This is a genomic window from Occultella gossypii, from assembly GCF_019947135.1.
Taxonomy (GTDB): domain Bacteria; phylum Actinomycetota; class Actinomycetes; order Actinomycetales; family Beutenbergiaceae; genus Occultella; species Occultella gossypii.
In genome coordinates this window covers 1-25,697 of the sequence record NZ_JAGSHT010000001.1, presented here as the reverse complement: position 1 = coordinate 25,697, position 25,697 = coordinate 1, and the positions used below count along the sequence as shown (strand labels likewise).

General features: G+C 71.3%; 24 protein-coding genes and 1 rRNA gene. 3 read left to right on the top strand and 22 right to left on the bottom strand.

Annotation, left to right across the window (positions count from 1 at the left end):
• Positions 1-70: 70 nt before the first annotated feature.
• Genes KCQ71_RS00125 through KCQ71_RS00090 form a run of 8 tightly spaced genes read right to left on the bottom strand, consistent with a single transcriptional unit; the run spans position 71 to position 6,768 of the window.
• Positions 71-403 (bottom strand): metal-sulfur cluster assembly factor, encoded by a 333-nt coding sequence (locus tag KCQ71_RS00125; protein WP_154793765.1) that lies wholly within the window; start codon positions 401-403, stop codon positions 71-73.
• The gene (gene sufU / locus KCQ71_RS00120; RefSeq protein ID WP_223401546.1) at positions 400-897 is read right to left on the bottom strand and encodes a Fe-S cluster assembly sulfur transfer protein SufU; all 498 of its coding nucleotides are present in this window, start codon (positions 895-897) and stop codon (positions 400-402) included. The genes KCQ71_RS00125 and sufU overlap by 4 nt, the downstream gene beginning before the upstream one ends.
• Positions 890-2,191, bottom strand: coding sequence for a SufS family cysteine desulfurase (locus KCQ71_RS00115; protein ID WP_223401544.1), 1,302 nt, complete (start codon positions 2,189-2,191; stop codon positions 890-892). Before KCQ71_RS00115 ends, sufU begins: the two co-directional genes overlap by 8 nt.
• 26 nt (positions 2,192-2,217) lie before the next feature.
• Complete coding sequence (sufC, locus tag KCQ71_RS00110; protein ID WP_223401542.1) at positions 2,218-2,976, bottom strand: Fe-S cluster assembly ATPase SufC; 759 nt, start codon at positions 2,974-2,976, stop codon at positions 2,218-2,220.
• 18 nt (positions 2,977-2,994) lie between these two features.
• Positions 2,995-3,348 (bottom strand): non-heme iron oxygenase ferredoxin subunit, encoded by a 354-nt coding sequence (locus KCQ71_RS00105; RefSeq protein WP_223401540.1) that lies wholly within the window; start codon positions 3,346-3,348, stop codon positions 2,995-2,997.
• Positions 3,345-4,628, bottom strand: a complete 1,284-nt coding sequence (gene sufD, locus KCQ71_RS00100; RefSeq protein ID WP_223401538.1) for a Fe-S cluster assembly protein SufD — start codon at positions 4,626-4,628, stop codon at positions 3,345-3,347. The genes KCQ71_RS00105 and sufD overlap by 4 nt, the downstream gene beginning before the upstream one ends.
• Positions 4,628-6,073, bottom strand: coding sequence for a Fe-S cluster assembly protein SufB (gene sufB / locus KCQ71_RS00095; protein WP_223401536.1), 1,446 nt, complete (start codon positions 6,071-6,073; stop codon positions 4,628-4,630). The genes sufD and sufB overlap by 1 nt, the downstream gene beginning before the upstream one ends.
• A complete protein-coding gene (locus tag KCQ71_RS00090) occupies positions 6,070-6,768 on the bottom strand; it encodes a helix-turn-helix transcriptional regulator (protein ID WP_223401534.1) in 699 nt (232 codons plus the stop codon). Before KCQ71_RS00090 ends, sufB begins: the two co-directional genes overlap by 4 nt.
• A gap of 272 nt (positions 6,769-7,040) precedes the next feature.
• On the opposite strand from KCQ71_RS00090, the gene KCQ71_RS00085 reads away from it, so the two are divergent.
• From KCQ71_RS00085 to KCQ71_RS00075, 3 genes are read left to right on the top strand one after another with little or no spacing between them, the layout of a single operon-like run.
• Entirely contained in the window at positions 7,041-7,955 is a 915-nt protein-coding gene (locus KCQ71_RS00085) for an ABC transporter ATP-binding protein (RefSeq protein ID WP_223401532.1), read from the top strand.
• Positions 7,952-8,707 (top strand): ABC transporter permease, encoded by a 756-nt coding sequence (locus KCQ71_RS00080; protein WP_223401529.1) that lies wholly within the window; start codon positions 7,952-7,954, stop codon positions 8,705-8,707. Before KCQ71_RS00085 ends, KCQ71_RS00080 begins: the two co-directional genes overlap by 4 nt.
• A 21-nt stretch (positions 8,708-8,728) precedes the next feature.
• Entirely contained in the window at positions 8,729-9,733 is a 1,005-nt protein-coding gene (locus KCQ71_RS00075) for a COX15/CtaA family protein (RefSeq protein ID WP_223401527.1), read from the top strand.
• On the opposite strand, the gene KCQ71_RS00070 is transcribed toward KCQ71_RS00075, so the two are convergent.
• The 14 genes from KCQ71_RS00070 to rrf all read right to left on the bottom strand — a co-directional run bounded on the left by KCQ71_RS00070 (position 9,659) and on the right by rrf (position 25,519).
• Positions 9,659-10,312 (bottom strand): NUDIX domain-containing protein, encoded by a 654-nt coding sequence (locus KCQ71_RS00070; RefSeq protein WP_223401525.1) that lies wholly within the window; start codon positions 10,310-10,312, stop codon positions 9,659-9,661. The two genes, KCQ71_RS00075 and KCQ71_RS00070, sit on opposite strands and share 75 nt — an antisense overlap.
• Positions 10,305-12,020, bottom strand: a complete 1,716-nt coding sequence (pyrG, locus tag KCQ71_RS00065; protein ID WP_308116585.1) for a CTP synthase — start codon at positions 12,018-12,020, stop codon at positions 10,305-10,307. The genes KCQ71_RS00070 and pyrG overlap by 8 nt, the downstream gene beginning before the upstream one ends.
• A gap of 6 nt (positions 12,021-12,026) precedes the next feature.
• On the bottom strand, positions 12,027-13,139 hold the full coding sequence (locus KCQ71_RS27480) for a glycosyltransferase family 4 protein (RefSeq protein WP_223401523.1): 1,113 nt from the start codon (positions 13,137-13,139) through the stop codon (positions 12,027-12,029).
• Entirely contained in the window at positions 13,132-14,742 is a 1,611-nt protein-coding gene (gene murJ, locus KCQ71_RS00055; protein ID WP_223401521.1) for a murein biosynthesis integral membrane protein MurJ, read from the bottom strand. The genes KCQ71_RS27480 and murJ overlap by 8 nt, the downstream gene beginning before the upstream one ends.
• Positions 14,739-15,602 carry a hypothetical protein gene (locus KCQ71_RS00050; protein ID WP_223401520.1) on the bottom strand — a complete coding sequence of 288 codons (864 nt, stop codon included), beginning with the start codon at positions 15,600-15,602 and terminating at the stop codon, positions 14,739-14,741. The genes murJ and KCQ71_RS00050 overlap by 4 nt, the downstream gene beginning before the upstream one ends.
• The gene (locus tag KCQ71_RS00045) at positions 15,599-16,666 is read right to left on the bottom strand and encodes a copper transporter (protein WP_223401518.1); all 1,068 of its coding nucleotides are present in this window, start codon (positions 16,664-16,666) and stop codon (positions 15,599-15,601) included. The genes KCQ71_RS00050 and KCQ71_RS00045 overlap by 4 nt, the downstream gene beginning before the upstream one ends.
• Positions 16,667-16,723: 57 nt before the next feature.
• Positions 16,724-17,911 (bottom strand): putative cytokinetic ring protein SteA, encoded by a 1,188-nt coding sequence (steA, locus tag KCQ71_RS00040; protein ID WP_223401516.1) that lies wholly within the window; start codon positions 17,909-17,911, stop codon positions 16,724-16,726.
• Between the two features lie 5 nt (positions 17,912-17,916).
• Positions 17,917-19,653 (bottom strand): DNA repair protein RecN, encoded by a 1,737-nt coding sequence (recN, locus tag KCQ71_RS00035; protein WP_223401514.1) that lies wholly within the window; start codon positions 19,651-19,653, stop codon positions 17,917-17,919.
• Complete coding sequence (locus KCQ71_RS00030) at positions 19,650-20,498, bottom strand: NAD kinase (protein WP_223401512.1); 849 nt, start codon at positions 20,496-20,498, stop codon at positions 19,650-19,652. The genes recN and KCQ71_RS00030 overlap by 4 nt, the downstream gene beginning before the upstream one ends.
• The gene (locus KCQ71_RS00025) at positions 20,495-21,334 is read right to left on the bottom strand and encodes a TlyA family RNA methyltransferase (RefSeq protein WP_223401511.1); all 840 of its coding nucleotides are present in this window, start codon (positions 21,332-21,334) and stop codon (positions 20,495-20,497) included. The genes KCQ71_RS00030 and KCQ71_RS00025 overlap by 4 nt, the downstream gene beginning before the upstream one ends.
• 1 nt (position 21,335) lies before the next feature.
• The gene (locus KCQ71_RS00020) at positions 21,336-21,512 is read right to left on the bottom strand and encodes a hypothetical protein (protein WP_223401510.1); all 177 of its coding nucleotides are present in this window, start codon (positions 21,510-21,512) and stop codon (positions 21,336-21,338) included.
• A 46-nt stretch (positions 21,513-21,558) separates the two neighbouring features.
• Entirely contained in the window at positions 21,559-22,638 is a 1,080-nt protein-coding gene (locus tag KCQ71_RS00015) for an HAD-IIA family hydrolase (RefSeq protein ID WP_308116584.1), read from the bottom strand.
• A complete protein-coding gene (locus KCQ71_RS00010) occupies positions 22,635-23,798 on the bottom strand; it encodes an MSCRAMM family adhesin (RefSeq protein ID WP_223401509.1) in 1,164 nt (387 codons plus the stop codon). The genes KCQ71_RS00015 and KCQ71_RS00010 overlap by 4 nt, the downstream gene beginning before the upstream one ends.
• A 1,604-nt stretch (positions 23,799-25,402) precedes the next feature.
• Positions 25,403-25,519: ribosomal RNA gene (rrf, locus tag KCQ71_RS00005) — 5S ribosomal RNA — on the bottom strand.
• Positions 25,520-25,697 lie beyond the last annotated feature (178 nt).

Here is a 25,697-nt window from a genome sequence, read left to right as displayed (position 1 = left end):
CGACGCAGGTCCGGTCGGGCACGGCGAAGTCCCGCCGATCAACAGGACCGGCGGGAGCTCCAGGGGCTCGTCAGACGTTGAACCCCAGCGCCCGCAGCTGCTGGCGGCCGTCCTCGGTGATCTTGTCCGGGCCCCACGGCGGCATCCACACCCAGTTGATGCGCTGGCCGGCGGTGATGCCCTCGAGCGCCTGGGCGGCCTGCTCCTCGATGACGTCGGTCAGCGGGCAGGCCGCGGACGTGAGCGTCATGTCGATCATGGCCACGTTGTTCTGGTCCAGGGTGATCCCGTAGATGAGACCCAGGTCCACGACGTTGATGCCGAGTTCGGGGTCGATGACGTCGCGGAGGGCCTCCTCGACGTCTGCCGCGTTCGGGACGGCGCTGGTTGCTTCGGTGCTCATGACTTCTCCTGATCCGGTGCCACAATGGACGGTTCGGCGGTGAGTGCGTGCGCGAGTGCGTCCCGCAGGGCCATCCAGCCCAGCAGAGCGCACTTGATCCGGGCGGGGTACTTCGCCACGCCCACGAAGGCGCCGGCGTCGCCGAGCATCTCCTCGCGCTCGGCGTCCAGCGGCTGCCCACGGCCCGACATCAGCGCGCGGAAGGTCTCGGTGAGCTCGTCGGCGCGGGCCACGTCGGCGCCGGCGACGAGGTCGCTGAGCACGGACAGGGACGCCTGCGAGATCGAGCAGCCCAGGCCCTCCCAGCTGACCCGCTCGATGACGGGGGCGGCGGTGCCGTCGGCGAGATGGACGCGCAGGCGCACCTCGTCACCACAGGTGGGATTGACCTGGAACGACTCCCCCGCCGCGCCCTGCTCGAGGCCGTAGCCGTGCTTCTCGCGGGCGTGGTCAAGGATCACCTGCTGATACAGCTGCTCCATCGCGTCAGCCACGGCTGCCTCCCAGTCCGAAGAACGAGCGGACACCGGCCAGGTGCTCGAGGAACACGTCGATCTCCGCGTGCGTCGTGTAGATACCCACGGACGCACGCGCGGAGGCGTGCACACCGAGACGGCGGTGCACCGGCTGTGCGCAGTGGTGCCCCACCCGGATCGCGATGCCGGCGTCGTCGAGGACCTGCCCGACGTCGTGCGGGTGCACACCGGCCACGTCGAACGCGACGACACCGAGGCGGTCGGTGGCGTCGGTCGGCCCGAGCACGCGCACGCCGTCGATGCCGGCGACGCCACGGACAAGGTGTTCGGTCAGCACGGCCTCGTGGGCGGCCACGGCGGACATGCCGAGCTCGGCCAGGTAGTCCGCGGCGGCGTTCAGACCGACGGTCTGCGCCACCATCTGGGTACCGGCCTCGAACCGCTGCGGCGGCGGGGCGTAACTGGTCGATTCCATGGTGACCACCTCGACCATCGATCCACCGGTCAGGAACGGCGGCATCGCGGCGAGCAGGTCGGCGCGGCCATAGAGGACGCCGATGCCGGTGGGCCCGAGCATCTTGTGGCCGGAGAAAGCGGCGAAATCCACGTCCAGGGCGCGCAGGTCCACGGGCAGGTGCGGCACGCTCTGACACGCGTCCAGAACCACGAGCGCCCCGACGGCGTGGGCGGCGGCCACGATCGCCGCCACCGGTGCGATCGCACCGGTCACGTTCGAGGCGTGCGCGAACGCCACCAGCCGGGTGCGCTCGTTGATCACGCCGAGGGTGCCGGTGTCGATCCGGCCCTCGTCGGTCACCCCGAGCCAACGCAGGGTCGCACCGGTGCGGGCGCACAACTCCTGCCAGGGCACCAGGTTCGCGTGGTGCTCCGCCTCGGTGACCACGATCTCGTCGCCCGGCCCGAGCCGCAGCGCGGCCGCGTCCTCACCGCCGCGCCCGAGCGTCGCGTTCGACATCGCATACGCGACGTGGTTGATCGCCTCGGTCGCGTTCTTCGTCCAGACGATCTCACCGGCGTCGACGCCCACCAGACCGGCGACGGCGGCCCGTGCCTTCTCGTAGGCCTCGGTCGCCTCCTCGGCGAGCTGGTGCGCGCCGCGGTGCACGGCGGCGTTGCGACGCAGGTAGAAGTCCTGCTCGGCGTCGGTGACGCACTCGGGCTTCTGCGACGTGGCCGCGGAGTCGAGGTAGACGAGCGGGCGACCACCGCGGACCGTGCGTTCCAGCAGCGGGAAGTCCTCGCGGATCGCGATCAACTCCGTCGCCGTGAGCGGCCCTGCCGTGGTGGTCATCCGGTACTCCTCGATAGTGGTGCGGGTCAGTTGCTGCCGACGAGGTAGCGGTCGTACCCCTCGGCCTCGAGGCGCTCGGCCAGCTCCGGGCCGCCCTGCTCGGCCACCCGGCCGTCGACGAACACGTGCACGAAGTCCGGGGTGATGTAGTTCAGGATGCGCGTGTAGTGGGTGATCAGCAGGACGCCCACGTCCGTGGTCGACTTCACCCGGTTGACGCCCTCGGAGACGACCCGCAGGGCGTCGACGTCGAGGCCGGAGTCGGTCTCGTCCAGCACCGCGAACTTCGGGGAGAGCAGCTCCATCTGGAGGATCTCGTGGCGCTTCTTCTCGCCACCGGAGAAGCCCTCGTTCACGTTGCGCTCGGCGAACACCGGGTCCATGCGCAGGTTCTCCATGGCGGTGCGGACGTCGCCGACCCACTGACGCAGCGCGGGGGCCTTGCCGTCGATCGCGGTCTTCGCGGTCCGCAGGAAGTTCGACACGGTCACCCCGGCGACCTCCACCGGGTACTGCATGGCGAGGAACAGCCCGGCGCGGGCGCGCTCGTCCACGGTCATGGCCAGGACGTCCTCACCGTCGAGGAGCACCTCGCCGGAGGTGACCTCGTACTTGGGGTGCCCGGCGATGGAGTAGGCGAGGGTGGACTTGCCGGAGCCGTTCGGGCCCATGATGGCGTGCGTCTGCCCGCTGCTCACGGAGAGGTCGACGCCGCGCAGGATCTGCTTGGCGCCCTCCGGGGTCTCGACGCTGACGTGCAGGTCGCGGATCTCAAGTGTCGACATGTGCGGTTCTCTTTCTTCTCAGACGTTCTGGTGGGCGGCGAGCGGGGCGTCCACGTCCACCAGGACGTTGTCGCCGTCATAACTCACCGGATACACGGGGACCGGCCGGGTGGCCGGGAGGGACAGGGGCTGGCCGGTGCGCAGGTCGAAGGTGGAGCCGTGCAGCCAGCACTCGATGGTGTTGCCGTCCACCTCGCCCTCGGAGAGCGAGACCTGCCCGTGCGAGCAGACGTCATTGACGGCGTAGTACTCGCCGTCCTCGGCCCGGACCAGGGCAACCTCCACGAGCGAGCCGTCCGCGCCGTCGAGCTCGAGCTTGAGGGTCTCCCCCACCTCGAGGTCGTCACGGGCGGCCACCACCTGCGCGGTCACTTCACCACACCGCTCTCCACGGCGGCGATCACATCCGCCTCGTCGAGGTCGTCGGTGCCGATGAGCTGGCCCATGACGATATCGAGTTCGGCGTCGATCGCGGCGAGGAGGCGGTCCTGCACGGACTGCACGCCGATCTTGGAGATCATCTCGGCGAAGAAGCCGCGCACCACCAGACGGCGGGCGGCCGCCTCGGGGATGCCGCGCGAGCGCAGGTAGAACAGCTGCTCGTCGTCGAACCGGCCGGTCGCGGACGCGTGCCCGGCGCCCTCGATCTCGCCGGTCTCGATCTCCAGGTTCGGCACCGAGTCGGCGCGGGCGCCGTCGGTGAGCACGAGGTTGCGGTTCAGCTCGTAGGTGTCGGTGCCCTCGGCCTCCTTGCGGATCAGCACGTCGCCGATCCAGACCGAGTGCGCACCGTCGCCCTGGAGGGCGCCCTTGTAGGTCACCCGGGACCGGCAGTTCGGCACCGCGTGGTCCACGAAGAGGCGGTGCTCCTGGTGCTGACCGGCGTCGGCGAAGTACAGGCCGTTCATCTCGACCTCGCCGCCGGGAGCGGTGAACGCGGCCTCCGGGGTGATCCGGACCACGTCGCCACCGAGGGTGATGACCACGTGCCGCAGGGTCGCGTCGCGGCCGATCACGGCGCGGTGGCTCGACGCGTGCACGGCACCGGCGTCCCAGTCCTGGACGGAGACGACCCGCAGCGAGGCGCCGTCCTCGACCTGGATCTCGACGGTCTGCGCGAGCTCGGCGCTGCCGCGGTGGTCGAGCACCACGACTCCCTCGCTGAGGGACTCGGCGACGATCAGGATGTGCTGGGCGGCGGGGGGGGTGTCGGTCCCGGTGATGGTGACGAGGGTCTCGCCGGTCATGACGTGGTTGGACGGCACCGTGATGACCAGGGCCTCCGCGAACGACTCCCATGCCGTCGCGGCGAGCCGGTCTCCGGGGGCGCCGGCGGCGCCAAGACGCGGGTCGTCGTGACCGACGCGCTCGATGGTGACGGCCGGGTCACCGGTGATCTCGACCTGCGGGGCAACCCCGGTCAGGACGCCGCCGAACAGGCCCTGGAACCGGCCGACCGGGGAGAACCGCCAGTCCTCCTCGCGGCCCGTGGGCAGCGGGAAGTCCGCGAGCGCGAACGATGTCGCACGGTCGCCCCGGGACTTCTCCGGGACGGTGCCCTGCCCGTGGGTGTGCGCGCCGTCGGCGACCGCCCGGGAGTGGTCGGTGCTCAGTCCGGTGTTGTCGGTGGTCTCAGTTGTGGTGGTCGACATCAGCCGACGGCCCCTTCCATCTGCAGTTCGATCAGTCGGTTCAGTTCGAGCGCGTACTCCATCGGGAGCTCGCGGGCGATCGGCTCCACGAAGCCGCGGACGATCATCGCCATCGCCTCGGGCTCCGCGAGTCCGCGGGACATCAGGTAGAACAGCTGCTCGGCGCTGACCTTGGAGACCGTGGCCTCGTGGCCCATCTCGACGTCGTCCTCGCGCACGTCCACGTACGGATAGGTGTCCGAGCGGGACTCGGTGTCCACCAGCAGCGCGTCGCAGAGCACGTTGGACTTGGAGCCCTCGGCGCCGTCGAGCACCTGGACCAGGCCGCGGTAGGACGCCCGCCCGCCGCCCCGGGCCACCGACTTGGAGACGATGGAGGAGGAGGTGTGCGGGGCCATGTGGACCATCTTGGAGCCGGTGTCCTGATGCTGACCCGCGCCGGCGAACGCGATCGAGAGGGTCTCGCCGCGGGCGTGCTCACCGGTCAGGTAGACGGCCGGGTACTTCATCGTGACCTTGGACCCGATGTTCCCGTCGATCCACTCCATGGTGGCGCCCTCGGCGGCGGTGGCCCGCTTCGTGACCAGGTTGTACACGTTGTTGGACCAGTTCTGGATCGTCGTGTAGCGCACCCGTGCGTTCTTCTTGACGATGATCTCCACGACCGCCGAGTGCAGCGAGTCGGAGGAGTAGATCGGCGCGGTGCAGCCCTCCACGTAGTGCACGTAGGAGCCCTCGTCGGCGATGATCAGGGTCCGCTCGAACTGACCCATGTTCTCGGTGTTGATCCGGAAGTAGGCCTGCAGCGGGATCTCCACGTGCACACCCGGGGGCACGTACACGAACGACCCGCCGGACCAGACCGCGGTGTTCAGGGCCGCGAACTTGTTGTCCCCGGAGGGGATCACGGTGCCGAAGTACTCCTCGAAGATCTCCGGGTGCTCGCGCAGCGCGGTGTCGGTGTCCAGGAACAGCACACCCTGACGCTCGAGCTCCTCGTTGATCTGGTGGTAGACCACCTCGGACTCGTACTGGGCCGCGACGCCGGCGACGAGGCGCTGCTTCTCCGCCTCCGGGATGCCGAGCTTGTCGTAGGTGTTCTTGATCTCCTCAGGGAGATCCTCCCAGCTCTGCGCCTGCTTCTCGGTGGACCGCACGAAGTACTTGATGTTGTCGAAGTCGATCCCGGTGAGGTCGGCACCCCAGTTCGGCATCGGCTTCTTGTCGAACAGCCGCAGCGCCTTGAGCCGGGTCTTCAGCATCCACTCGGACTCGTTCTTGAGGTGCGAGATGTTGCGGACCACGTCTTCCGAGAGTCCCCGGGTGGCGTTCAGACCGGCGTCATTGGCGTCGTGCCAGCCGTAGTTGTAGTTGCCGATGGACGCGATCGTCTCGTCCTGCGTCATCGGTTCTGTCTTCGGGGTGGTCTCGGTCGGTGTCGTCATGGGTGTGTTCTCTTTCCTTCCGCACGGGTCGGGATCGTCACCGGGATATGGGTCGTGCACACGTGCTCTCCGCCGGCGAGGGTGGCGAGCCGCTGGACATGGACGCCGAGGAGGTCGGAGAACGCACGCGTCTCCGCCTCACACAGCTGAGGGAACTGGGTCGCGATGTCCTGCACCGGGCAATGACCCTGGCACAGTTGCACGGCCAGGTCGTTCCCGATCGGACGTGAGGTGGCAGCGTAGCCATCCTTGCTGAGCGCCACCGCGAGGGCCGCGGTCCGGGCCGGCAGGTCCGGCCCGGCGGCGTCCACGGCCGCGGCGTACCGCTCCCGCAGCTCCGTGGAGCGTTCCTCGGCGAAGGTGTCGACGGCGCTCGGCCCGAGGACCCGGTTGAGGTGCTCGAGCGCATGCACGGCCAGGTCCGCATAGGCCTGACCGAGGTGGCTGTGTGCCGCGGCGGTGGCGATGTACTGCTTGGCGGGCCGCCCACGTCCGCGGGGGGCGTGCGTGGTGTCCTCACGCTCGGCGATCTGACCGGCCTGGTCGAGCGCCGACAGGTGCCTACGGATAGCCGCCGAGGTCAGGTCCAGGCGCTCGGCGAGCACCGCGGCCGTGACCGGGCCCAGTTCCACGATGAGCGCGAGGACCCGTTCGCGGGTGCTGGACTCGGCGTCCTCTACCGGTTCGGTCGTCACGTGCTCACCTCCTGGCGTCGATGGGCATGCCACGGCCCTCGAATTACTCAACAGTCTCGTTGCCCAAATGCTTCCCGGCAAGCAAGGCGAACCTTATTGCGGTGCTCGCGCAGCGCGGACGTTACCGCTCGACCAGCCCGGACCGGCACCAGCACGCCGCTTGAGGACGCCATCCGACGCAGGTCGGGTCCCGAAACGGCGCGTCCAGCATGCGAGAAATGAGAGACACGCCACAACGAGGGCACTTGAGGTATCCGCACTACGCTGACGGGATGCTCGCACCCGGCACCGATCACTGGTGTCTCGAACTCGATGGCGTCACGAAGTCCTTCGGCGACACCCACGCGCTACGGTCCCTGTCCCTGTCGGCCCAGCGGGGTGCCGTCACGGCGATCCTCGGCCCGAACGGCGCCGGCAAGACCACGCTGATGGGGATCTGCGAGGGCCTTCAGAGGGCCGACCGCGGGCTGGTGCGGGTCCTCGGCCTCGATCCCCGGCGGCACGCCGCCCAGTTGCGCCCTCGGGTCGGCGTGATGGTCCAGGACGGCGGCCTGCCGATCATGGCCCGCCCGCTGGAGCTGCTGCGGCACGTCGCCCGCATGTACGCCGCGCCCCGTGACGTCGACGAGCTCGTCGACCTCCTCGGCCTGGACGCGTTCGCGCGCACGTCGGTGCGCCGCCTCTCGGGCGGACAGCGCCAGCGCCTGGCCCTGGCGATCGCCCTGGTCGGCCGGCCCGACCTGGTGTTCCTGGACGAGCCCAGCGCCGGGCTCGACCCGCAGGCACGCCTGGTCGTCTGGGACCTGATCGAGGGACTGCGGGCCGACGGCGTGAGCGTCATCCTGAGCACGCACCTGATGGACGAGGCCGCCCGGCTCGCCGATCACGTCGCGATCATCGACCACGGCGTCGTGCTGGCGCAGGGCACGGTCGCCGAGCTGACCGAGGCGGTCGGAGTCCCGGAGGCCACGTCGGCGCCGAGCGTCGAGGCGGCCCCGGACGGCCCGGTCCGGTCCGCGGCGCCACCCACCCCGCACGCCGCCCGCCTGTCCGGTCCGCTGACCCCGGCCGCGCAGACCGCTCTCGCACAGCTCGCCGACGCGCACGGCCTCACCCTCGAGTTCGAGGGTGGCACACGCACCCTCGAGGACGCCTTCCTCGACCTGACCGGACGGAGCCTGCGATGACCGTGACGCTGCAACCGCACGCCGGTGGCGCCCCGTGGCCGCGCCGGGTGGCGGCGCATGCCGGCTTCGAGCTGCGCAACCTGATCCGCAACGGTGAACAGCTCCTGCTCACCCTGATCCTGCCGGCGCTGATGCTGGTGGTGCTCGTGCGCACGGACCTGATCCGCCTGGACACCGACGGTGCCCCGGTGATCGACGTGGCCGCCCCCGGCGTTCTCGCGTTGGCCGTGATGTCCACCGCGTTCACCTCCCAGGCGATCTCCACCGGCTTCGACCGGCGCGCAGGCGCACTGCGCCTGCTCGCCACCACCCCACTCGGACGCACCGGACTGCTCGGCGGCAAGGTGCTCGGCGTGTTCGCGATGGAGGCCGTCCAGGTCGTGATCCTCGGCGGCCTCGCCCTCGCCCTCGGTTGGCAGCCGAACCCGGCCGGGATCGGCGCCGCGCTGCTCGCCGTCGTACTCGGCACCGGCGCGTTCACGGCCATGGCCCTCCTGCTCGCCGGCACGCTGCGCGCCGAGGCGGTCCTGGCCGGGGCGAACCTGCTCTGGCTGCTCCTCGTGGTCGGCGGGGGCATCCTGCTCCCGGCCGCCGGCCCCACCCGGTTCCTGCCGTCCGGGGCGCTCGGTGAGGCCATGCGGACCGCGCTCGGCCCTGGCCCTTCGGGCGCCACCTGGATAGCGCTCGCCGTGCTCGCCGCCTGGACCGTGCTGTTCAGCGCCGCGACGGTGCGCTGGTTCAAGTGGGACTGAGGAGCGCATTACCGTAGGCATGTGTCCCCCGCAACCCACACCAAGCTCACCGGCACCGCGATCGTGGCGAACCTCATCGGCCAGATCGTCATCATCGGAACCGGCGGGGCGGTGCGGCTGACCGGTTCCGGCCTCGGCTGCTCCACCTGGCCGCAGTGTGAACCGGGCCAGTTCGCACCCGCGTTCCATGAGGCCGCCACGTACCACCCGTTCGTGGAGTTCGGGAACCGGACCGTGGCCGGGTTGCTGGTGGCCGTCTCCGCAGCCGTGGTGCTGCTCGTGTTCACGCAGGAACGTGCCGGGGTCACCCCCGTGCGCAACCCGGGCTTTCGCCGGCTCGCGACGGTCCCGCTGGTTCTGGTGCTGGTGCAGGCCGTGATCGGCGGGATCACCGTCCGGATCGAGCTGCACCCGGCCATCGTCGGCTCCCACTTCCTGCTCTCCGCGGCGCTGGTCTGGCTCTCCACTGTGCTGCTGCTGCGCTGGCGGGAGGGCGACGGCCCGACGGTGTCCGTTGTCGGCCCCGCCATCCGGGTGCTGGGCCGCCTCCTCGCGGTGCTGGCGGGCCTGGTGGTCACCCTCGGCGTCGTGGTCACCGGAGCCGGCCCACACTCGGGCGACGACGAGGTCGGCTACCGGTTCGCCGTCGACCCGTTGCTGGTCACCAGGCTCCACTCGGGCACGGTGTGGGTGTTCGTCGCCGTGCTGGCGCTGCTGCTCGTGGCGCTGTACCGCGCCCGGCCGCAGGCCGAGGTGCCCGACGGCGCAGCGGCCCTGGCCACGGCGCGTCGCCGGGCGTGGCTGCTGGTCGCGATGACCGCCTTGCAGGGCGGTATCGGCTACTACCAGTACTTCAACGGGTTGCCCGAGCTCGCGGTCGGCATGCACCTGGTGGGCTCGGCGCTGCTGATCGTCGCGACGACCGTCGCGGTGTTCGGCCTGCGGGTCCGGTCAGCGCACCCAGGTGGCATCGGCGGGCCGGAGCCCGCTGAAGCCGGTGGCGTGCGCCGCCTGCAGGGCCAGTAGCCCCGCGACGGCGCTCGGGTTGTGCAGGTCCCCGGCCAGGACCATGGCGACGGCGTCGGGGAGCGGCACCCAGCGCAACTCCATCCCGGCCTCCTCACCCTCGCGGGTGAACCGGTCGCCGTCGGGGACCTCACTGAGGTCCCGGGCGAGGAAGATCCGCAGCGCCTCGTCGGAGCCGCCGGGGCTCGTGTAGTAGTCCACGAGCGTGTCCCAGCGAGCGGCCCGCAGGTCCGCCTCCTCGGCCAGCTCCCGTGCGGCGGCGTCCACGAGTGGCTCGTCCGCCACGTCGAGCAGTCCCGCCGGGACCTCCCACAGGTAGGACCGGACCGGGTGTCGGTACTGGCGCAGCAGCAGCACGCGGTCCGCCTCGTCCAGTGCCACCACCGCGACGGCGCCCGGGTGCTTCATGAACTCCCGGTGCACGGTCCCGGCTGAGCCGAGGTCGACCGTCTCGGCGACGATGTCGAACACGTAGCCGGCGTGGATGGTGCGGGAGTCCGTGATCGGCAGGGCGGCGCGCTCGTCCGCGATGGGCCCTTCGAACGGCGCAGCACCTGGCCGACGGCCGCCGTCAGGCATTGCGGGCCGGCTCCACCTCGAGCAGGCGCGTCTCGCGCTGGCGGCCGAGCGCGGCCGCGATCAGCCCCACGAACAGCGGGTGCGCGCGGGTCGGCCGGGACTTGAACTCCGGGTGCGCCTGGGTGGCGACGTAGTACGGGTGCTGCTCGCGGCTCAGCTCGACGAACTCCACCAGCGAGGAGTCCGGGGACCGACCGCTGATCTGCAGACCGGCCTCGGCGAGCACGTCGCGGTAGGAGTTGTTCACCTCGTAGCGGTGCCGGTGTCGCTCGGAGACCCGCTCGGCACCGTAGGTCTCGGCGACCACGGAGCCGGGTGTGAGCACGGCCTCGTAGCTGCCCAGGCGCATCGTGCCGCCCAGGTCCCCTTCGCCGTCGACGATCGCGAGTTGTTCCTCCATGGTCGCGACCACCGGGTCCGGGGACTGTGGGTCGAACTCGGTGGAGGACGCCTGCTCGAGGCCGAGGACGTTGCGGGCGTACTCAATGACCATGCACTGCAGACCGAGGCAGATGCCGAGTGTGGGCACCTGCTGCTCGCGGGCCCACCGCAGGGCCCCGAGCTTGCCTTCGATCCCGCGGACGCCGAAACCGCCGGGGATGAGCACGGCGTCGACACCGGCGAGGGCCTTGCGGGCGCCGGCCTCGGTGGCGCAGTCGTCGGAGGCGACCCAGCGGATGTTGACCCGGCTGTTCTCGTGGAAGCCACCGGCACGCAGCGCCTCGGTGACGGACAGGTAGGCGTCCGGCAGGTCGATGTACTTGCCGACCAGGGCCACCTCGACCTCGTCGGCCGGGTGGTGCACGCGGTCGAGCAGGCCGTGCCAGGAGTCCCACTCGACGTCCCGGAACGGGATCGACAGGCGGCGGACCACGTAGGCGTCCAGGCCCTCGCTGTGCAGCACCTTGGGGATGTCGTAGATGCTCGGCGCGTCGACGCAGGTGATGACGGCCTCGCGGTCCACGTCACACATGGCGGCGATCTTGCCCTTCACGGACTCGGGGATGTCCCGGTCGGCACGGCACACGATCGCGTCCGGCTGGATACCGATGCTGCGCAGCGCGGCCACCGAGTGCTGGGTGGGCTTCGTCTTGAGTTCTCCGCTCGGAGCCAGGTAGGGCACCAGTGAGACATGCACGAAGAACACGTTGTCGCGGCCGATGTCCTGGCGGACCTGGCGCGCCGCCTCGAGGAACGGCTGGGACTCGATGTCGCCGACCGTGCCACCGACCTCGGTGATGATGACGTCCGGTGCCTGCTCGCCGGCCGCGGGGGTGGCCTGGGCGCGCATCCGGTGCTTGATCTCGTCGGTGATGTGCGGGATCACCTGGACCGTGTCCCCGAGGTACTCCCCACGGCGCTCCTTGGCGATCACCGTGGAGTAGACGACGCCCGTTGTGACGTTGGCCCCGGCGCTCAGGTTGACGTCGAGGAAGCGCTCGTAGTGGCCGATGTCCAGGTCCGTCTCGGCGCCGTCCTCTGTGACGAACACCTCACCGTGCTGGAACGGGTTCATCGTGCCCGGGTCCACATTGATGTACGGATCGAGCTTCTGCATGGTCACCCGCAGTCCGCGGGCGCGGAGCAGATGACCGAGGCTCGAGGCGGTCAGCCCCTTGCCGAGCGAGGAGGCGACACCGCCCGTCACGAAGATATGACGCGGGATGTTGGCCAGGTTGCCGGCGTACCGGTCCGAAGAGTTCACCACGGACTTTTACGCTATCACCGTTGTGTAGATCCTGAGCACCTGAGCGAGCGAGTCGGCCGCGGTCGGCAGCTCGGCGGCCCGGGCCAGCGACGCCGCACGCATCGACTGCTGCCGCTCGGGATCGGACAGCACGGCAGCGATCCGGGCCGCCATCACATCCGCGTCCGGGAAGGGCACGAGTTCCGCCGCGTCGCCGGTGACCTCGCCGGTGCCGCCCACGTCCGTCGCCACGATCGGTGCACCCGCGGCCAGGGCCTCCTGGAGGTTCAGCGGCTGCCCCTCCCATGCGCTGGTGCTCACCACCACGTCGGCGGTGGCCATCAAGGTGGACAGGTCGTCCCGCCATCCGAGCAGGATGACGGGGAGATCCTCCCCGAGCACCTGATCGGCCAGCTCGTCCAGCAGCGGACCCGAACCGGCCACCAACCAGCGGGCATCCGGCGCCCGGGCGGCGAGGAGCGCAGCGGCATCGGCGAGCAGGCCGAGGCCCTTCTGCGGCGCGAGCCGGGCGGCCGTGAGCACCATCCGGTGCTCGGGCGAGATGCCGAGGCGGCGCCGCCCGGAGGCGTCCAACGGCTTCGCACCACCCTGTCCCGCTGTCTCGGCGACGCGCACCGGCGCCGGCACAAGGGCACGCTCGGGGTTCTTGGCACCGAGCTGCCGGGCATGCTCGACGAGGTCCCCGCTGACCCCGAGGACGGCGTCGGCACGGGCGAAGATGAGCCGCTCCAGGCCCGCGGCCACCGTCCGCATCCCGACGCCGCCCACCGGTGCGTTGTGCAGCGTGACCACGAGGGCGGTCCGATCCGGGCCATGCCCGGGCGGCGTCAGGGCCAGCGCGGCGAGTGCCCCGGCACGCAGGCCGTGGGCGTGCACCACGTCGGCGCGCCGGGCGATGCTGCGGATCCGGGCGACGGCGTTCGCGTCGGACATCCGGGGGCGGTCGGCGATCGTCACCTGCCGGGTGTGCACCCCGTCGGCAGCGGCGGCGATCACGCCCGGCGGTCCGGCCAGGATCACCCGGTGCTCGCGGGCGAGATGTTCCGCCAGTTCCCGGGCGTGGCGACCGACCCCACCGTCACTGGAGCCGGTGAGTTGCACGATCCGAAGCTCAGGCACGGGTCCTCCTCAGGATGTTCAGGATGCCACGGTCCGCGGCGAACACCGCACCACACACGGCCGCTCCGGCGAGGATCGCGCCGAGCAGGGCGGCCATCACGGCGGCGAGCCCGGAGTGGCCGGCGAGGTCGAGGACCGCGTCCGTCGCCCACCGGCCCACGAGTGCGCCGATCACGGCGCCGCCACCGGAGACCAGCACCGTCCGAGCGCTCGCCCGCGTGACCGAGCCGGGCAGGGCCCGCGCGAACGCGACGAGCAGGGCCAGGCCGGCCACGGTCATCCCGATGCTGTGCCCGAGGCCCAGGACCGCCAGCGTGGCCGCGGGAGCTCCGCCGTCCGGCGCCACCACCCGCACGCCGACTGCGCAGGCGACGGTCACCACGAGCCAACCGGCCGCGGTAGCGGCGACGGCCACCCGTTGCCGGTCGAGCGCGAACAGCGCCCGGCCGACGTGGAAGATCATCGCCAGGCCCACCACCCCAGGTGCCATGAGCGTCAGCGCCATCGTCATTCCGGCGGTGTCGTTGTCGAGCGCGAAGACGGCCTCCGCCGCGGGGGCCACGGCCAGCAGGGCAGCCATGCCGAGCATCGAAACGGCCAGTACGGCCCGGGTGGACCCGTCGGCGGTGCGGGCGAACTGGTCCCGGTGCCCGTTCGAGGCAAGTTCGGCGAGGCGGGGGAAGACGGCCGTCGCGAGCGGGATCGCGAGCACCGCGTACGGCAGCAGATAGACCGCCTGGGTCCACTGGAAGACGTTGATGGTGCCCTCCGCGCCACCCTTGCGGGCGAGCAGCACGACCGCCAGGACGCTGACCTGCTGCGCCACCAGGGACCCGATGCCGGCGAGCGCGAGTGCCCCGGCCCGGCGGGCCACCCCGGGCGGGAACCGTAGCGTCGGGCGCAGCCGGACCCCACAACGGCGGACCGGGATCAGCAGCGGCAGGGACAGCACGGCGACCCCCGCAGTGGTGCCCCAGGCCAGCCAGGCGAGGGCGGCGTCCGAGAGCTGTCCCGGCTGATCCTGCATGCCGTCCGCGAGAGCGCCGAACGCGACGTAGCTGAGGATGACGACCGTCGAGGACACCAGCGGGGCGAGTGCGGGTGCGAGGAAGCGCCGGTGTGCCTGCAGGATGCCGGTCAGCACCACTCCGATCCCGTACAGCACCACCTGGGGTGCGAACACGATCAGGAAGAAGGTCGTCAGGTCCTCCTGCGCGGCGGGGTTCCCACCGACGGACTGCGGCAGGGCCTCGGCGATCGGCCGGGCCAGCAGGGTCAGTGCGAGTGCGATCGGGATCAGCGCGAGCATCGCCCAGGTGAGCAGCGCCGAGGAGATCCGGTCGACGTCGGCCTGGATCTTCCGGGCCAGCGGGGCCGCGAGCAGCGGGATCACGGCGCCTGCGAGCGCGCCGCCCGCGACCACTTCGTAGAGCACGTTCGGGACCGTGTTCGCGGTGGCGTAGGCGTTGCCGACGGCCGTTGCGCCGACGGTCTTGGCCTGCACCCACCAGCGACCGAAGCCGATCAGGCGGGACGCCACGGTGAGGACGGCGATCATGGTCGCCGCGCCGGCGACGCCACCGAGCAGGCGGCGTGGGCTCACGCCGTCCGGCCCCAACCGTCCACCCGGCGCAGCACCGGGGTCGCCTCGATGACCTTGGAGAAGCTGACCCGCTCGCTCAGCAGCGTGGCCGCCACCACGGCGCCGAGGCCGATCCCCCGAACCCGCGCGCTCGGGTGGAGCGCGAACGCGGTGCCCACCAGGGCACCGAGCGCGTTCGCGCCGGTGTCGCCCATCATGGTCCGCTCGGCGAGGTCGCCGGACCAGGAGGCCGCGATCACGGCGAGCGCGCCCGTCGCGAGCGGGGCGCCCGGCCCACCTGTGAGGGCCAGCGGCGCGGCGAGCGCCCCCGCAGCCTTCAGGCCGCGGCCGGGTCGCAGGTCGAAGAGGTTGATGAGGTTCGCGGTACCGGCCACGAGGGCACCCGAGGTGAGCACGTCGACCCCGCGGGCGGCCCCCGACCGGACGACGGTCCCAGGCTCGTCCGCGTCGATCGCGGCGCGCTCGCCCATGCGGGTGCCGATGGCGGCGGCGACCACGGCGGACGCGCCGATCCCGAGGAGTTTGATGGCGCCGGTGGTCACCTCACCGTGCGCGAGGGCGCCGAGGTGCCCGCGCAGGCCCTTGGATGCGGGTGCGCCAGGGTCGAGGTCGTCGACGGCCCCGAGGGCGCCACCGACGGCGGCGGCCAGGACGCCGGCCGCACCGGCCCGCCCGCCGGCGCCGAGTGCTGCCCAGACGGATCCCTGGGCGGTGGCCACGCCACCGAGCAGGCTGACGGTGTTGCCGCGGTAGTTGTTGCGCTGCCACCGGGCCGCGCCGCCAGGGGTGGCCTCACGCAGCAGGACGGACGCGGCCACGGTCAGGCCACCCCCGAGGAGCACCGCGGCCAGGCGGCTCATCCCTCGCCGTCCGTGGCGTCGTCGGTTGGCTCCGTGTCGCCGGTGTCCCCGGAACCGGCCGGGGCCTCCACGGGCCCTGGGGCGAACGTCGCAGGGTCGGGCGGCGTCAGGGTCGTCGGCTCCGGGATGACCGCGGTGACGCCCTCGGCGAAGCCATAGCTCGCGGGGCCGCCGCCCGTGGTCGCTGCGACGGCGAGCGGCACGGTCACCTGCCCGGTGATGGTGCCGACGCCGTCCACCGTGGTCACGACCGAGGCGGCCGCCTCATCGGCGCGAACGGCCCGGACCAGGTCGCCCTGAAGGGCGTCCGCACCGGCCAGCACGGAGGCCTCACCGGCACCGGCGAGATCCACGGCGAGGCCGGTGTAGGCGACATTGGCCTCGGTCAGCTCGGTGACCGCAGCCTCGTCGGCCGGTTCCTCGACCACCTCCGGCGCGATCACGACGGTGGCGTACGCCGGTGCGGTGGGCGCGGCCACCTCGGTGATCAGCTCGCTGCTGATCAGGAGTTCGTAGAGGTTCTCCGCCTCGGCGGACCGGGCCTCGAGGTTCGCCGGGTCCCTCAGCGTCAGTGCCTGGCCGAGTGCCTGCCCGAGGATGGTCTCGGTGCTGGCGTCGGCGGCGGGTGCTGGGTTCAGGTAACCGACCAGGCTCTGGGCGATGCCGGAGCGGAACGCGCGCTCGGTGGGGTCGGCCCAGCGTTCGCCGACCATCACCCGGCCGGTCACGGTGGCGCCGGACTGCTCCAGGCGGATCATCACGGCCTCGGTCACCTCGGGGTTCGCACCCGGCAGCTCCACGACGGCCACGGACCGGTCCTCGAGGACGCCGCCGAGCAGAGCGGGGGCGGACGCGGAGATGAACTCCGAGCGACGCTGCAGGTTCATCTCGGCCACGTCGAGCTCGGCGCGCAGCGCCTCCTTCTCGTCGCGTAGCAGCTCCACCTGACCGGTCAGCTCATCGGCGATGTAGTCGCGCAGCGGGCCGGCGCCGAGGACGATGCCGACGGCGAGCGCGAGGAACACCGAGATCAGGGAGACGATGTGGTAGCGGAAGTCGATCACGTGTGGGCTTTCCTTCTCGGTCTTCGGCCGGGGCAGGTGGGGCGTCGGGAGGGCGTGCTAGCCGCCGAACAGGCCCCGGATCCAGGACCAGATGTCATCGAAGCGGGCCAGCAGGATCCCGAAGAACGCCTGGCCGGCCGGGGTGGAGGCCAGCGCGGCGATCAGTGCCGCGAGGCCGGCCAGGATCAGCCCGGTGACCTGCCAGTTGGAGATACGGTGCCGGTACAGGCGGGAGACACCCTTGGCGTCGATGAGCTTTCCGCCGACCCGCAGCCGGGTGAGGAATGTCGAGGCCATCCCGGAGCGTCCCTTGTCGAGGAACTCCACGAGGGTCTCGTGGGTGCCCACGGCAACGATCAGCGCGGCGCCCTTGTCGTCGGCGAGGAGCATCGCGATGTCCTCCGAGGTGCCGGTGGCCGGGAAGACCACGTGGGGCACGTCGAGCTGCTGCACCCGTTCCAGGCCGGGTGCCCGGCCGTCGCGGTAGGCGTGCACCACCACCTCGGCGCCGCTGCGCAGGGTCTTGTCCGAGACGGAGTCCATGTCCCCGACGATCAGGTCGGGCTTGAGCCCTTCCTCGATGATGGCGTCGGCGCCGCCGTCCACGCCGATCAGGATCGGCCGGTACTCGCGCACGTACGAGCGCAGCATGGCCAGGTCCTCCTTGTAGGAGTACCCGCGGACAACGATCAGCACGTGCCGGCCGTCGATCTTGGTGGTGATTCGTGGCACGCCGACACCGTCGAGCAGGAGCTCTCGCTCCCGCTTCATGTAGTCCATGGTGTTCGCGGCGAACGCCTCGAGCTGCACGGACAGGCCGGCCCGAGCGTCCTCCATCGCGGCCGCGACGCTCGCGTCGTCCTGGCGGGTACCCTCGGCGACCACCGAGCCGGCGGCGTCGAAGACGGTGCCGCCGTCGAACCGGACGCTGCTGCCCTCCTTGAGGGTCATCACGTCCGGGCCGAGGTCGTCGATCAGCGGGATTCCCGCGTCGACGAGGATCTGCGGGCCAAGGTTCGGATAGCGCCCGGAGGTGGACTTCGCGGCGTTCAGCACCGCGGCCGGCTTCACCGCGACGAGGGCCTCCGCGGAGACCCGGTCGATGTCCTCGTGGTCGATCACGGCGATGTCGCCCGCCCTCAGGCGCTTCGTGAGCGACTTGGTACGCGGGTCCACGCGGACATGGTGGAGCGCATCGGAGGGCGCGTTGGCGTCACCCGATCGGCGTCGGAGCAGGGATCTCATCGAGCCTATGGTCCCACGCCCGTTCGTTCGAGGAGTTCTGCGGCATGCCGCATGGCGGTGTCGGAGTCCGCGTCGCCGCTGAGCATGCGGGCCAGTTCGGCCTCGCGATCGGCGCCCAGCACTTCACGGATGTCACTGTTCGTCACCGCATCCGCACCGTCGTGCGTGGTCTTGGTGACCACCACGTGCCGGTCCGCGTAGGCGGCGACCTGAGCCAGGTGGGTGACGATGATCACCTGGGTGTGGCGCGCCAGCTCGGCCAGCCGGCGACCTACCTCGACGGCGGCCCGGCCACCGACCCCGGCGTCCACCTCGTCGAACACGAAGGTGGGCAACGCGCGGTCGGTGGAGGTCGCCTGCTCGCGGGCGAGTGCGACCTCGATCGCCAGCATCACGCGGGACATCTCGCCGCCGGAGGCACCCTTGGCGAGCGGGCGTGCGGGGGCGCCCCGGTGGGCGACCAGGAGCAGCTCGACGTCCTCGGCTCCCCACCCGGCCAACTCCTCGCGCGGGGTCATGGCCACCTCGATGCTCGCGCCACCCATGGCGAGCCCGGCGAGCTCGGCGTTGACGGCCTTCGCCATCCGGGCCCCCGCGTCCTGCCGTCCGGCGGTCAGGTCGGCGGCGGCCGCGGACTCGGCCTCGGTGGCCTCGGCGGCCCTGGCCTCGAGTGCGTCCCGGCCGGCTCCCGGCGCGGTGAGTTCTCCGATGCGCTCCCGGGCCGCGGCGGCGTGGGCGAGTACGGCGGCGAGGGGGTCGTCGACGCCCGGGTCGGCGTAGGCGCGGGTCAGCTCACCGAGGGCGGAGCGCCGGTTGTGCACCTGCTCGAGCCGATCCGGGTCCGCCTCGAGTGCGCTGGCGTAGCTGCTGATCTCGGTGACGAGGTCGCTGAGCTGGTAGGACATCTGGGCCAGTCGGGCCGACCAGTCCGCGAGCGAGGCATCGAATCCCTCCGCGGCCGCGAGGGCGCGGCGCGCGGTCTCGATCAGGGCGGCTGCGTTCGGGGCGTCCAGGGTGTCCTCGGTGCCGGCCAGGGCGTCGTGCGCCTGCTCCGCGGCCAGCCGCAGCTCCTCGACGTTGCCCAGGCGTTCGGCCTCGTCCCGCAGCGTGGCGAGTTCGCCCGGCACAGGTTCGAGGGCGTCGATGCGTTCCAGATCGCGTTCGAGCCGGGCCAGTTCGGCGCGGCGGTCCTCGACCTCGGCGTCCCAGGCCGCGAGTTCGTGCTCCAGTGCCCGACGGCGGGTGTGGGCCTGGGTGAATGCCGCCAGGGTGTCGAGGTGCTCGGGGCCCGCGAACGCGTCGAGGGCTTGGCGCTGGTGGGCGCTGGACCGCAGGCGCATCTGGTCGCTCTGGCCGTGCACGGTCACCAGTTCGGCGCCGACGTCCGCGAGGAGGCCCTGCGGGACGGTGCGGCCGCCGAGGTGCGCACGCGACCGTCCGGCAGCGGCCACCGTCCGCAGCACGATCAGTGCGTCGTCGTCGAGCAGCGCGCCGGCGTCGGCCGCGAGGTCGAGCGCCGGGTGGCCACTCGGTGGCACCAGGCGTCCCTCCACGGAGGCGGTGTCGGCGCCAGGGCGCACCGCACCGGCGTCGGCCTTGCCGCCGAGGAGCAGGTCCAGCCCGGTCAGCACCATCGTCTTGCCGGCGCCGGTCTCCCCGGTGATGACGGTCAGGCCCGGGGAGAGTTCGATCCGGGCGGATACGATCACACCGAGGTTCTCAATGCGGATCTCCTCGATCACGGCGCCTCCCGACCGCCCCGCCAGCCGGCCACGGGTAGGTTGAACTTGCCGACCAGGCGGTCCGTGAACGGGGCCAGGTTGAGCCGGGCCAGCCGCACCGGTTCGGCCCCGCGGACCACGTCGATGTGAGAGCCGGGCGGGGCATCGATCCGGCGCCGGCCGTCGCACCACACCACCGCGGAGGAGTAGCTGCGGGCCAGGATCTCCACGGACATCCGCGAGTCCGGGCCGACCACGAGTGGCCGGGCGAACAGGGCGTGGGCACTGATCGGGGTGAGCAGCATGGCCTCGACGTCGGGCCAGACCACCGGGCCGCCCGCGGAGAATGCGTAGGCGGTGGAGCCCGTGGGCGTCGCCAGCACCACACCGTCGCACCCGAACGTCGACAGGCCGCGCCCGTCGATGCCGATGGCGACCTCGATCATCCGCTCGCGCTCACTCTTCTCCACACTCGCCTCGTTGATGGCCCAGCCGTGGTGGAGTTCGTCGGAGTCGGGTCGCTGCACGGTCACGTCCAGCGTCATCCGTTCCTCGACGACGTAGTCCCGCTCGGCGGCCCGGCGCACCACGTCCGCGACCCGGTCCACCTCGGACTCGGCGAGGAACCCGACATGGCCGAGGTTGATGCCGACCAGCGGGGTCTCGCGGCCGCGGATGAGTTCGGCGGCCCGCAGGATCGTGCCGTCCCCGCCGAGCACGATCGCGAGCTCGATGTCGCCGTCGTCGACCTCCGACTCCTCGATCGGGGTCATGCCCCGGTCCCGTAGGCCCGAGGCGACCGACTCCGCCGTGTGCACCGCAGCCGGCCGGGTCGGGTGGGTCAGGATCAGGACCCGGCGGCTCATGGCGCCGCCCCGGCGGGGCCGTTCTCGATAGCGACCGCGATCATCGCGTCGATCTCCTCGGGGGTGGGGAACACGCCGTCGCCGGCGCGAAGGTGGACGAAGTACTCGACGTTACCGCTCGGTCCGGGCAGCGGGCTGGCCACGACGGACCGTAGAGCCAGGCCGAGTTCGGCGGCAGCGCGCGCGACGGTGCGCACTGCGTCGGCGTGCAGAGCAACGTCGCGGACCACTCCCCCGGAGCCGAGCCGCTCCCGGCCCACCTCGAACTGCGGCTTGACCATCAGGAGGAAGTCCGCGTCCGGCGCGACGGCGCCCACCAGCGCGGGCAGCACTAGGGTCAGCGAGATGAACGAGAGGTCTCCCACCACGAGTTCCGGTGCCGGGGCCACGTCGGCGGGGGTGAGCGAGCGGACGTTCGTGCGGTCCCGGACGGTGACCCGCTCGTTGGTCTGAAGTTCCCAGACGAGTTGGCCGTACCCGACGTCCACGGCCACCACATGGGCGGCGCCGCGCCGCAGCAACACATCGGTGAAGCCGCCGGTGGAGGCGCCGGCATCGAGGGCACGGCGGCCCGCGACCTGCGGGGCGGCGGCGCCGAGGGCGTCGAGCGCTCCGGCCAGTTTGTGGCCGCCCCGGGAGGCGTACTCCGGTCCGGTGCCCTCGGCCGGCGGCAGGACACGCACGGCCTGGGCGGGGTCCAACTGGGTGGCGGCCTTGGTGGCGGTCGTGCCGTCGAGGAGCACGCGGGAGGCGTCGATCAGCTCGGCGGCATGCTGACGCGACCGGGCCAGCCCCCGGCGGACCAACTCGGCATCCAGGCGCGCCCGACGCGCCACGTCAGTTCTCGGCCTGGGTGAGCCGGTCCTGGAGCACCCGGTAGACGTTCTCGAAGGCCTCGACGTGCTGGCTCAGCGGCGCCTCGGACATGCCACCGAGAGCCGTGAGGGCGGCCTCGATCTCGGGGTCGTCGAACTCGGTCGGCTCGTCGTACGCGGTGTCGTCACTGGGGGGCACGGTCGTTCTCCCTTCGGTGCCCCACGCTACCTGCCCCGCGGCGCGCTCACTCGGAGGCGAGGCGCAACGGTGGAAAGTCGGCGGGCAGTACGGAAGTCTCAGTGCCGGCAGTGCCGACGGCGTCGCTGGCCGCCCAGGCCGCGGCGGCTGCCGCGCGGAACTCGTCCAGGGAGACGGTGGTGGGGTCCGAGCCGGCGCTGAGCGTGAGCTCGCCGCCGGGCCTGGTGAGGATGAGGGTCGCGGCATCGACGCGGGCCGCGGCATCGCCGCTGGTCCAGGCTCCCTCGCGCCATTGAGGCTCGGGGTGTGCCTGGGCGAGGCCGCGCAGGTCCGCGGCGAGGAACGTGGGCCGCTCCCCCGGGATCGCCCGGAGCACCTCGGTGATCTGGTCGACGCCGGTGAGCACGTGCAGGCTCGGGTAGCCGGCTGCGCGGGCACCGGCGATGTCGGTGTCCAACCGATCGCCGACCACGAGCGGGCGCTCGGCGTCGGACCGGTGGGCCGCCTGGTGGAAGATCGAGGCCTGCGGCTTGCCGGTCGAGCGCGGGGTGACACCGGTGGCGTGCACGACGGCCGCCACGAGCGAGCCGTTCCCGGGGGCCATGCCGCGGTCGGTGGGCAGGGTCGCGTCCAGGTTCGAGGCGATGTAGCCGGCCCCCGCACGGATCGCGTACACGGCCTCGGCGAGGTCCTTCCAGCCGAGGGTCGGTGCGAAGCCTTGGACCACGACGGTCGGCGCCTCGTCCGCGCTGGCGACGACCGTGAGCCCTTCGGCGAGCATCGCCTGCCGGAGCCCGTCACCACCGATCGTCAGCACCCGGGTGGTCGCGTCCGCCTCGGAGGCGACCAGTGCGGCGGCCGCCTGGGCGGCCGTGGTGACCTCGTCGGCACTGGTTGGGATGTCGAGCTCGGTGAGGTGATCAGCGACGGTCTGCGGAGCGCGGGCGGCGTTGTTCGTCACGTACATGACCCGCATGCCCGCGGCGCGGGCGCCGATCACCGCCTCCGGCGCGTGCGGAACACCGAGCGCGCCCCGATACACGACGCCGTCGAGGTCGAGGAGGGCGACGTCGTAGGCGTTCTGCAGCGGCACGCTCGAGCCGAGGAGGGTGGCGCCGATCGTCACTTCTTGCTCTCCGGGTCCTCGGCAGCTTCGGTCGGAACAGCTGACTCGGACTCGTCAATGGGCTCGGGGTCCGGCTCGGCATCCGTCTCGAAGTCGTCGTCGTCCACCGGCTCCGGGTCCGGCTCGGCATCCGACTCAAGGTCGTCGTCGTCCACCGGCTCCGGGTCCGGCTCGGCATCCGACTCAAGGTCGCCGTCGTCCACCGGCTCCGGGTCCGGCTCGGCATCCGACTCAAGGTCGCCGTCGTCCACCGACTCCGGGTCCGGCTCGGCATCCGACTCAAGGTCGCCGTCGTCCACCGACTCCGGGTCCGGCTCGGCATCCGACTCAAGGTCGCCGTCGTCCACCGACTCCGGGTCGAGGTTCGCGTCCTCCTCGGGGTTGGACTCCGCACCGTCCTCAATGTCCGAGTCGTCCGCCGGCTCCCGATCGAGTTCGACCTCCTCCTCGGCCTCACCGTCGAAGTCGGCCTCCTCCTCAGCTTCTTTCTCCGCTGCCTCATCCAGTCGCTGCTGGGCACGCGCCGCACGCTCGCGCTCGGCAGCTTGCTCCTGTTCGGCGACCTGAGCGGCCATGGCCTCGAGCTCGGCCGTGGAGTACGGCACCTCAGCGAACTCCACGCCGTCGTCCTCCAGTTCGGCCTCGTCGGCCACCGGCAGAGTTGCGGCGAGCGCGTCAGCCTCGTCCTCCCGGCCCAGCGCCCGCAGCACTTCCACGCGGGCCTCGTCCAGCCGATGCTTCAGCTCGGGGTCGGCCACCGCCGCGGTCACGGGCGTGTCCAGGGTGAGCAGTGCAGCCTCGGCCTCGCCGAGGTCGAGCCGCGCACCACTCGCCACGATCGCGAGCTCCACGCGATCCACGTCGGTCATGTCCGGGCTCGGCTCGGCGGCGGCGAGCGTGAGGGCACGCTCGGGGCGCCCCAGTCCTCGCTCGCAGTCGGCCTCGATCGCGCGGTGCGCGTCGATCCCGCTCAGCCTGCGAACGGTGCGCAACTCCCGGAGGGCTTCCGCGTAGTTGCCGGTGGCGTAGGCCGTCAGGGCGACCGCCTCGCGGACGATGTCCACCCGGCCCGCTCGGCGCAATGCGGCCTGCGCGTGCTCGTAGGCCTCCTCGGGGCGAAGGTCCATGAGACGGCCGGCCATCACGAGGTGACGCGCCACCTCATCCGAGTTCTCCTTCGAGAGGGTTCGGAGTCGCTGCCTGGCTACGGGGTCGAGGTCCTGAGGGACCACGTCCTCGTCGATCTCCGGCGCGAGTACCCGCTCACTCTGTGGCGGACGACTGTCGAGACGGCGATCGGCACTGCGCAGCGGACGGCGCGACTCGTCCGAACCCGGGCGGCCGGATCCCCGCTCCTCGCGGGGCTTCCACTCGCGACGTTCCCCATCGCGAGGCGGACGCGAGTCACCAGACCGCTGACCATCACGCGGGGGGCGCGAGTCATACGAGCGTCGCTCACCATCGCGAGGAGGGCGCGAGTCACCAGACCGCTGACCATCACGCGGGGCGCGCGAGTCATAGGAACGTCGCTCACCATCACGCGGGGGGCGCGAGTCAAAGGAACGTCCCTCACCATCACGAGGCGGACGCGAGTCAAAGGAACGTCGCTCACCATCACGCGGGGGGCGCGAGTCAAAGGAACGTCCCTCACCATCACGCGGGGGGCGCGAGTCAAAGGAACGTCGCTCACCATCACGCGGGGGGCGCGAGTCGAAGGAACGTCCCTCACCATCACGCGGGGGGCGCGAGTCGAAGGAACGTCGCTCACCATCACGCGGGGGACGGGAGTCGCCAGAGCGCTGACCATCACGGGGTGGACGCGAGTCAAAGGAACGTCGCTCACCATCACGAGGCGGACGCGAGTCGTAACCCCGACGGTCCCCCTCACGAGGAGGACGGGAATCGTACGAGCGTCGCTCACCACCACGGGCCGGTCCGGAATCGCTAGGCCGCTGACCATCGCGAGGAGGACGGGAGTCATAGGAACGGCGCTCACCCTCACGAGGCGGACGCGAATCACCAGAGCGCTGACCATCGCGAGGAGGACGCGAATCGTAGGAACGGCGCTCACCCTCACGAGGCGGACGCGAATCATAGGAACGGCGCTCACCCTCACGAGGCGGACGCGAATCATAGGAACGGCGCTCACCCTCACGAGGCGGACGCGAATCATAGGAACGGCGCTCACCCTCACGAGGAGGACGCGAATCATAGGAACGGCGCTCACCCTCACGAGGAGGACGGGAGTCACCAGAGCGCTGACCATCACGGGGCGGGCGGGAATCGAAGGAGCGTCGCTCACCGTCACGAGGCGGACGCGAGTCATAGCCCCGACGGTCGCCCTCACGGGACGCACTGGAGCCATATGAAGGTCGCTCACCTGTGCGAGGAGGACGCGAGTCGCCAGACCGCTCACCTGCGCGAGGAGGACGCGAATCATAGGACCGACGCTCACCCTCACGAGAAGGACGCCCTGAGCTCTGGCCGTCGCGCGGCTTCCACTCACGTCGCTCACCATCACGAGGCCGGCCGGAGCCACTCCCGTCCTGGGACCTGGAACCGGATGCGCCGGCACCTTCGCGCCGGGGCCCTCGAGAACCGCCCTCGCCACTGCTCCGTGGCTTCCGGCCGTCAGCGTTCTCGCTGCGGTCAGGTCGCTCGTCAGACATCCTGCTCCTTCATGCACGCTCAGTGATGCGTTCCAAAAGTACCTGAAAATGCGACAAGGGCCACCCCGGTGTGGGGTGGCCCTTGTCTAAGTGTTGTCCGGCGGCGTCCTACTCTCCCACGTAGTCTCCCACGCAGTACCATCGGCGCAGAGGGGCTTAGCTTCCGGGTTCGGAATGGGTCCGGGCGTTTCCCCCTCGCTATGACCGCCGTAACTCTATGGAGATGTCATCGGTTTCCCGACCGTATCTCGGGAACCGCACAGTGGACGCGTAACACACAGGTATTGACTTTTTTGTGTGGTCAAGTTATCGGCATATTAGTACCGGTCAGCTCCATGAGTCTTTGAGTCCTCACTTCCACATCCGGCCTATCAACCCAGTAGTCTAGCT

Bases quoted from the DNA above. Each gene is read 5' to 3' on its own strand.
- sufD (WP_223401538.1), bottom strand. From the start codon at position 4,628: ATGTCGACCACCACAACTGAGACCACCGACAACACCGGACTGAGCACC.
- KCQ71_RS00115 (WP_223401544.1), bottom strand. From the start codon at position 2,191: ATGACCACCACGGCAGGGCCGCTCACGGCGACGGAGTTGATCGCGATC.
- KCQ71_RS00070 (WP_223401525.1), bottom strand. From the start codon at position 10,312: ATGCCTGACGGCGGCCGTCGGCCAGGTGCTGCGCCGTTCGAAGGGCCC.
- KCQ71_RS00085 (WP_223401532.1), top strand. From the start codon at position 7,041: ATGCTCGCACCCGGCACCGATCACTGGTGTCTCGAACTCGATGGCGTC.
- sufB (WP_223401536.1), bottom strand. From the start codon at position 6,073: ATGACGACACCGACCGAGACCACCCCGAAGACAGAACCGATGACGCAG.
- KCQ71_RS00030 (WP_223401512.1), bottom strand. From the start codon at position 20,498: ATGAGCCGCCGGGTCCTGATCCTGACCCACCCGACCCGGCCGGCTGCG.
- KCQ71_RS00125 (WP_154793765.1), bottom strand. From the start codon at position 403: ATGAGCACCGAAGCAACCAGCGCCGTCCCGAACGCGGCAGACGTCGAG.
- KCQ71_RS00050 (WP_223401520.1), bottom strand. From the start codon at position 15,602: ATGAGCCGCCTGGCCGCGGTGCTCCTCGGGGGTGGCCTGACCGTGGCC.
- KCQ71_RS00080 (WP_223401529.1), top strand. From the start codon at position 7,952: ATGACCGTGACGCTGCAACCGCACGCCGGTGGCGCCCCGTGGCCGCGC.
- steA (WP_223401516.1), bottom strand. From the start codon at position 17,911: ATGAGATCCCTGCTCCGACGCCGATCGGGTGACGCCAACGCGCCCTCC.
- sufC (WP_223401542.1), bottom strand. From the start codon at position 2,976: ATGTCGACACTTGAGATCCGCGACCTGCACGTCAGCGTCGAGACCCCG.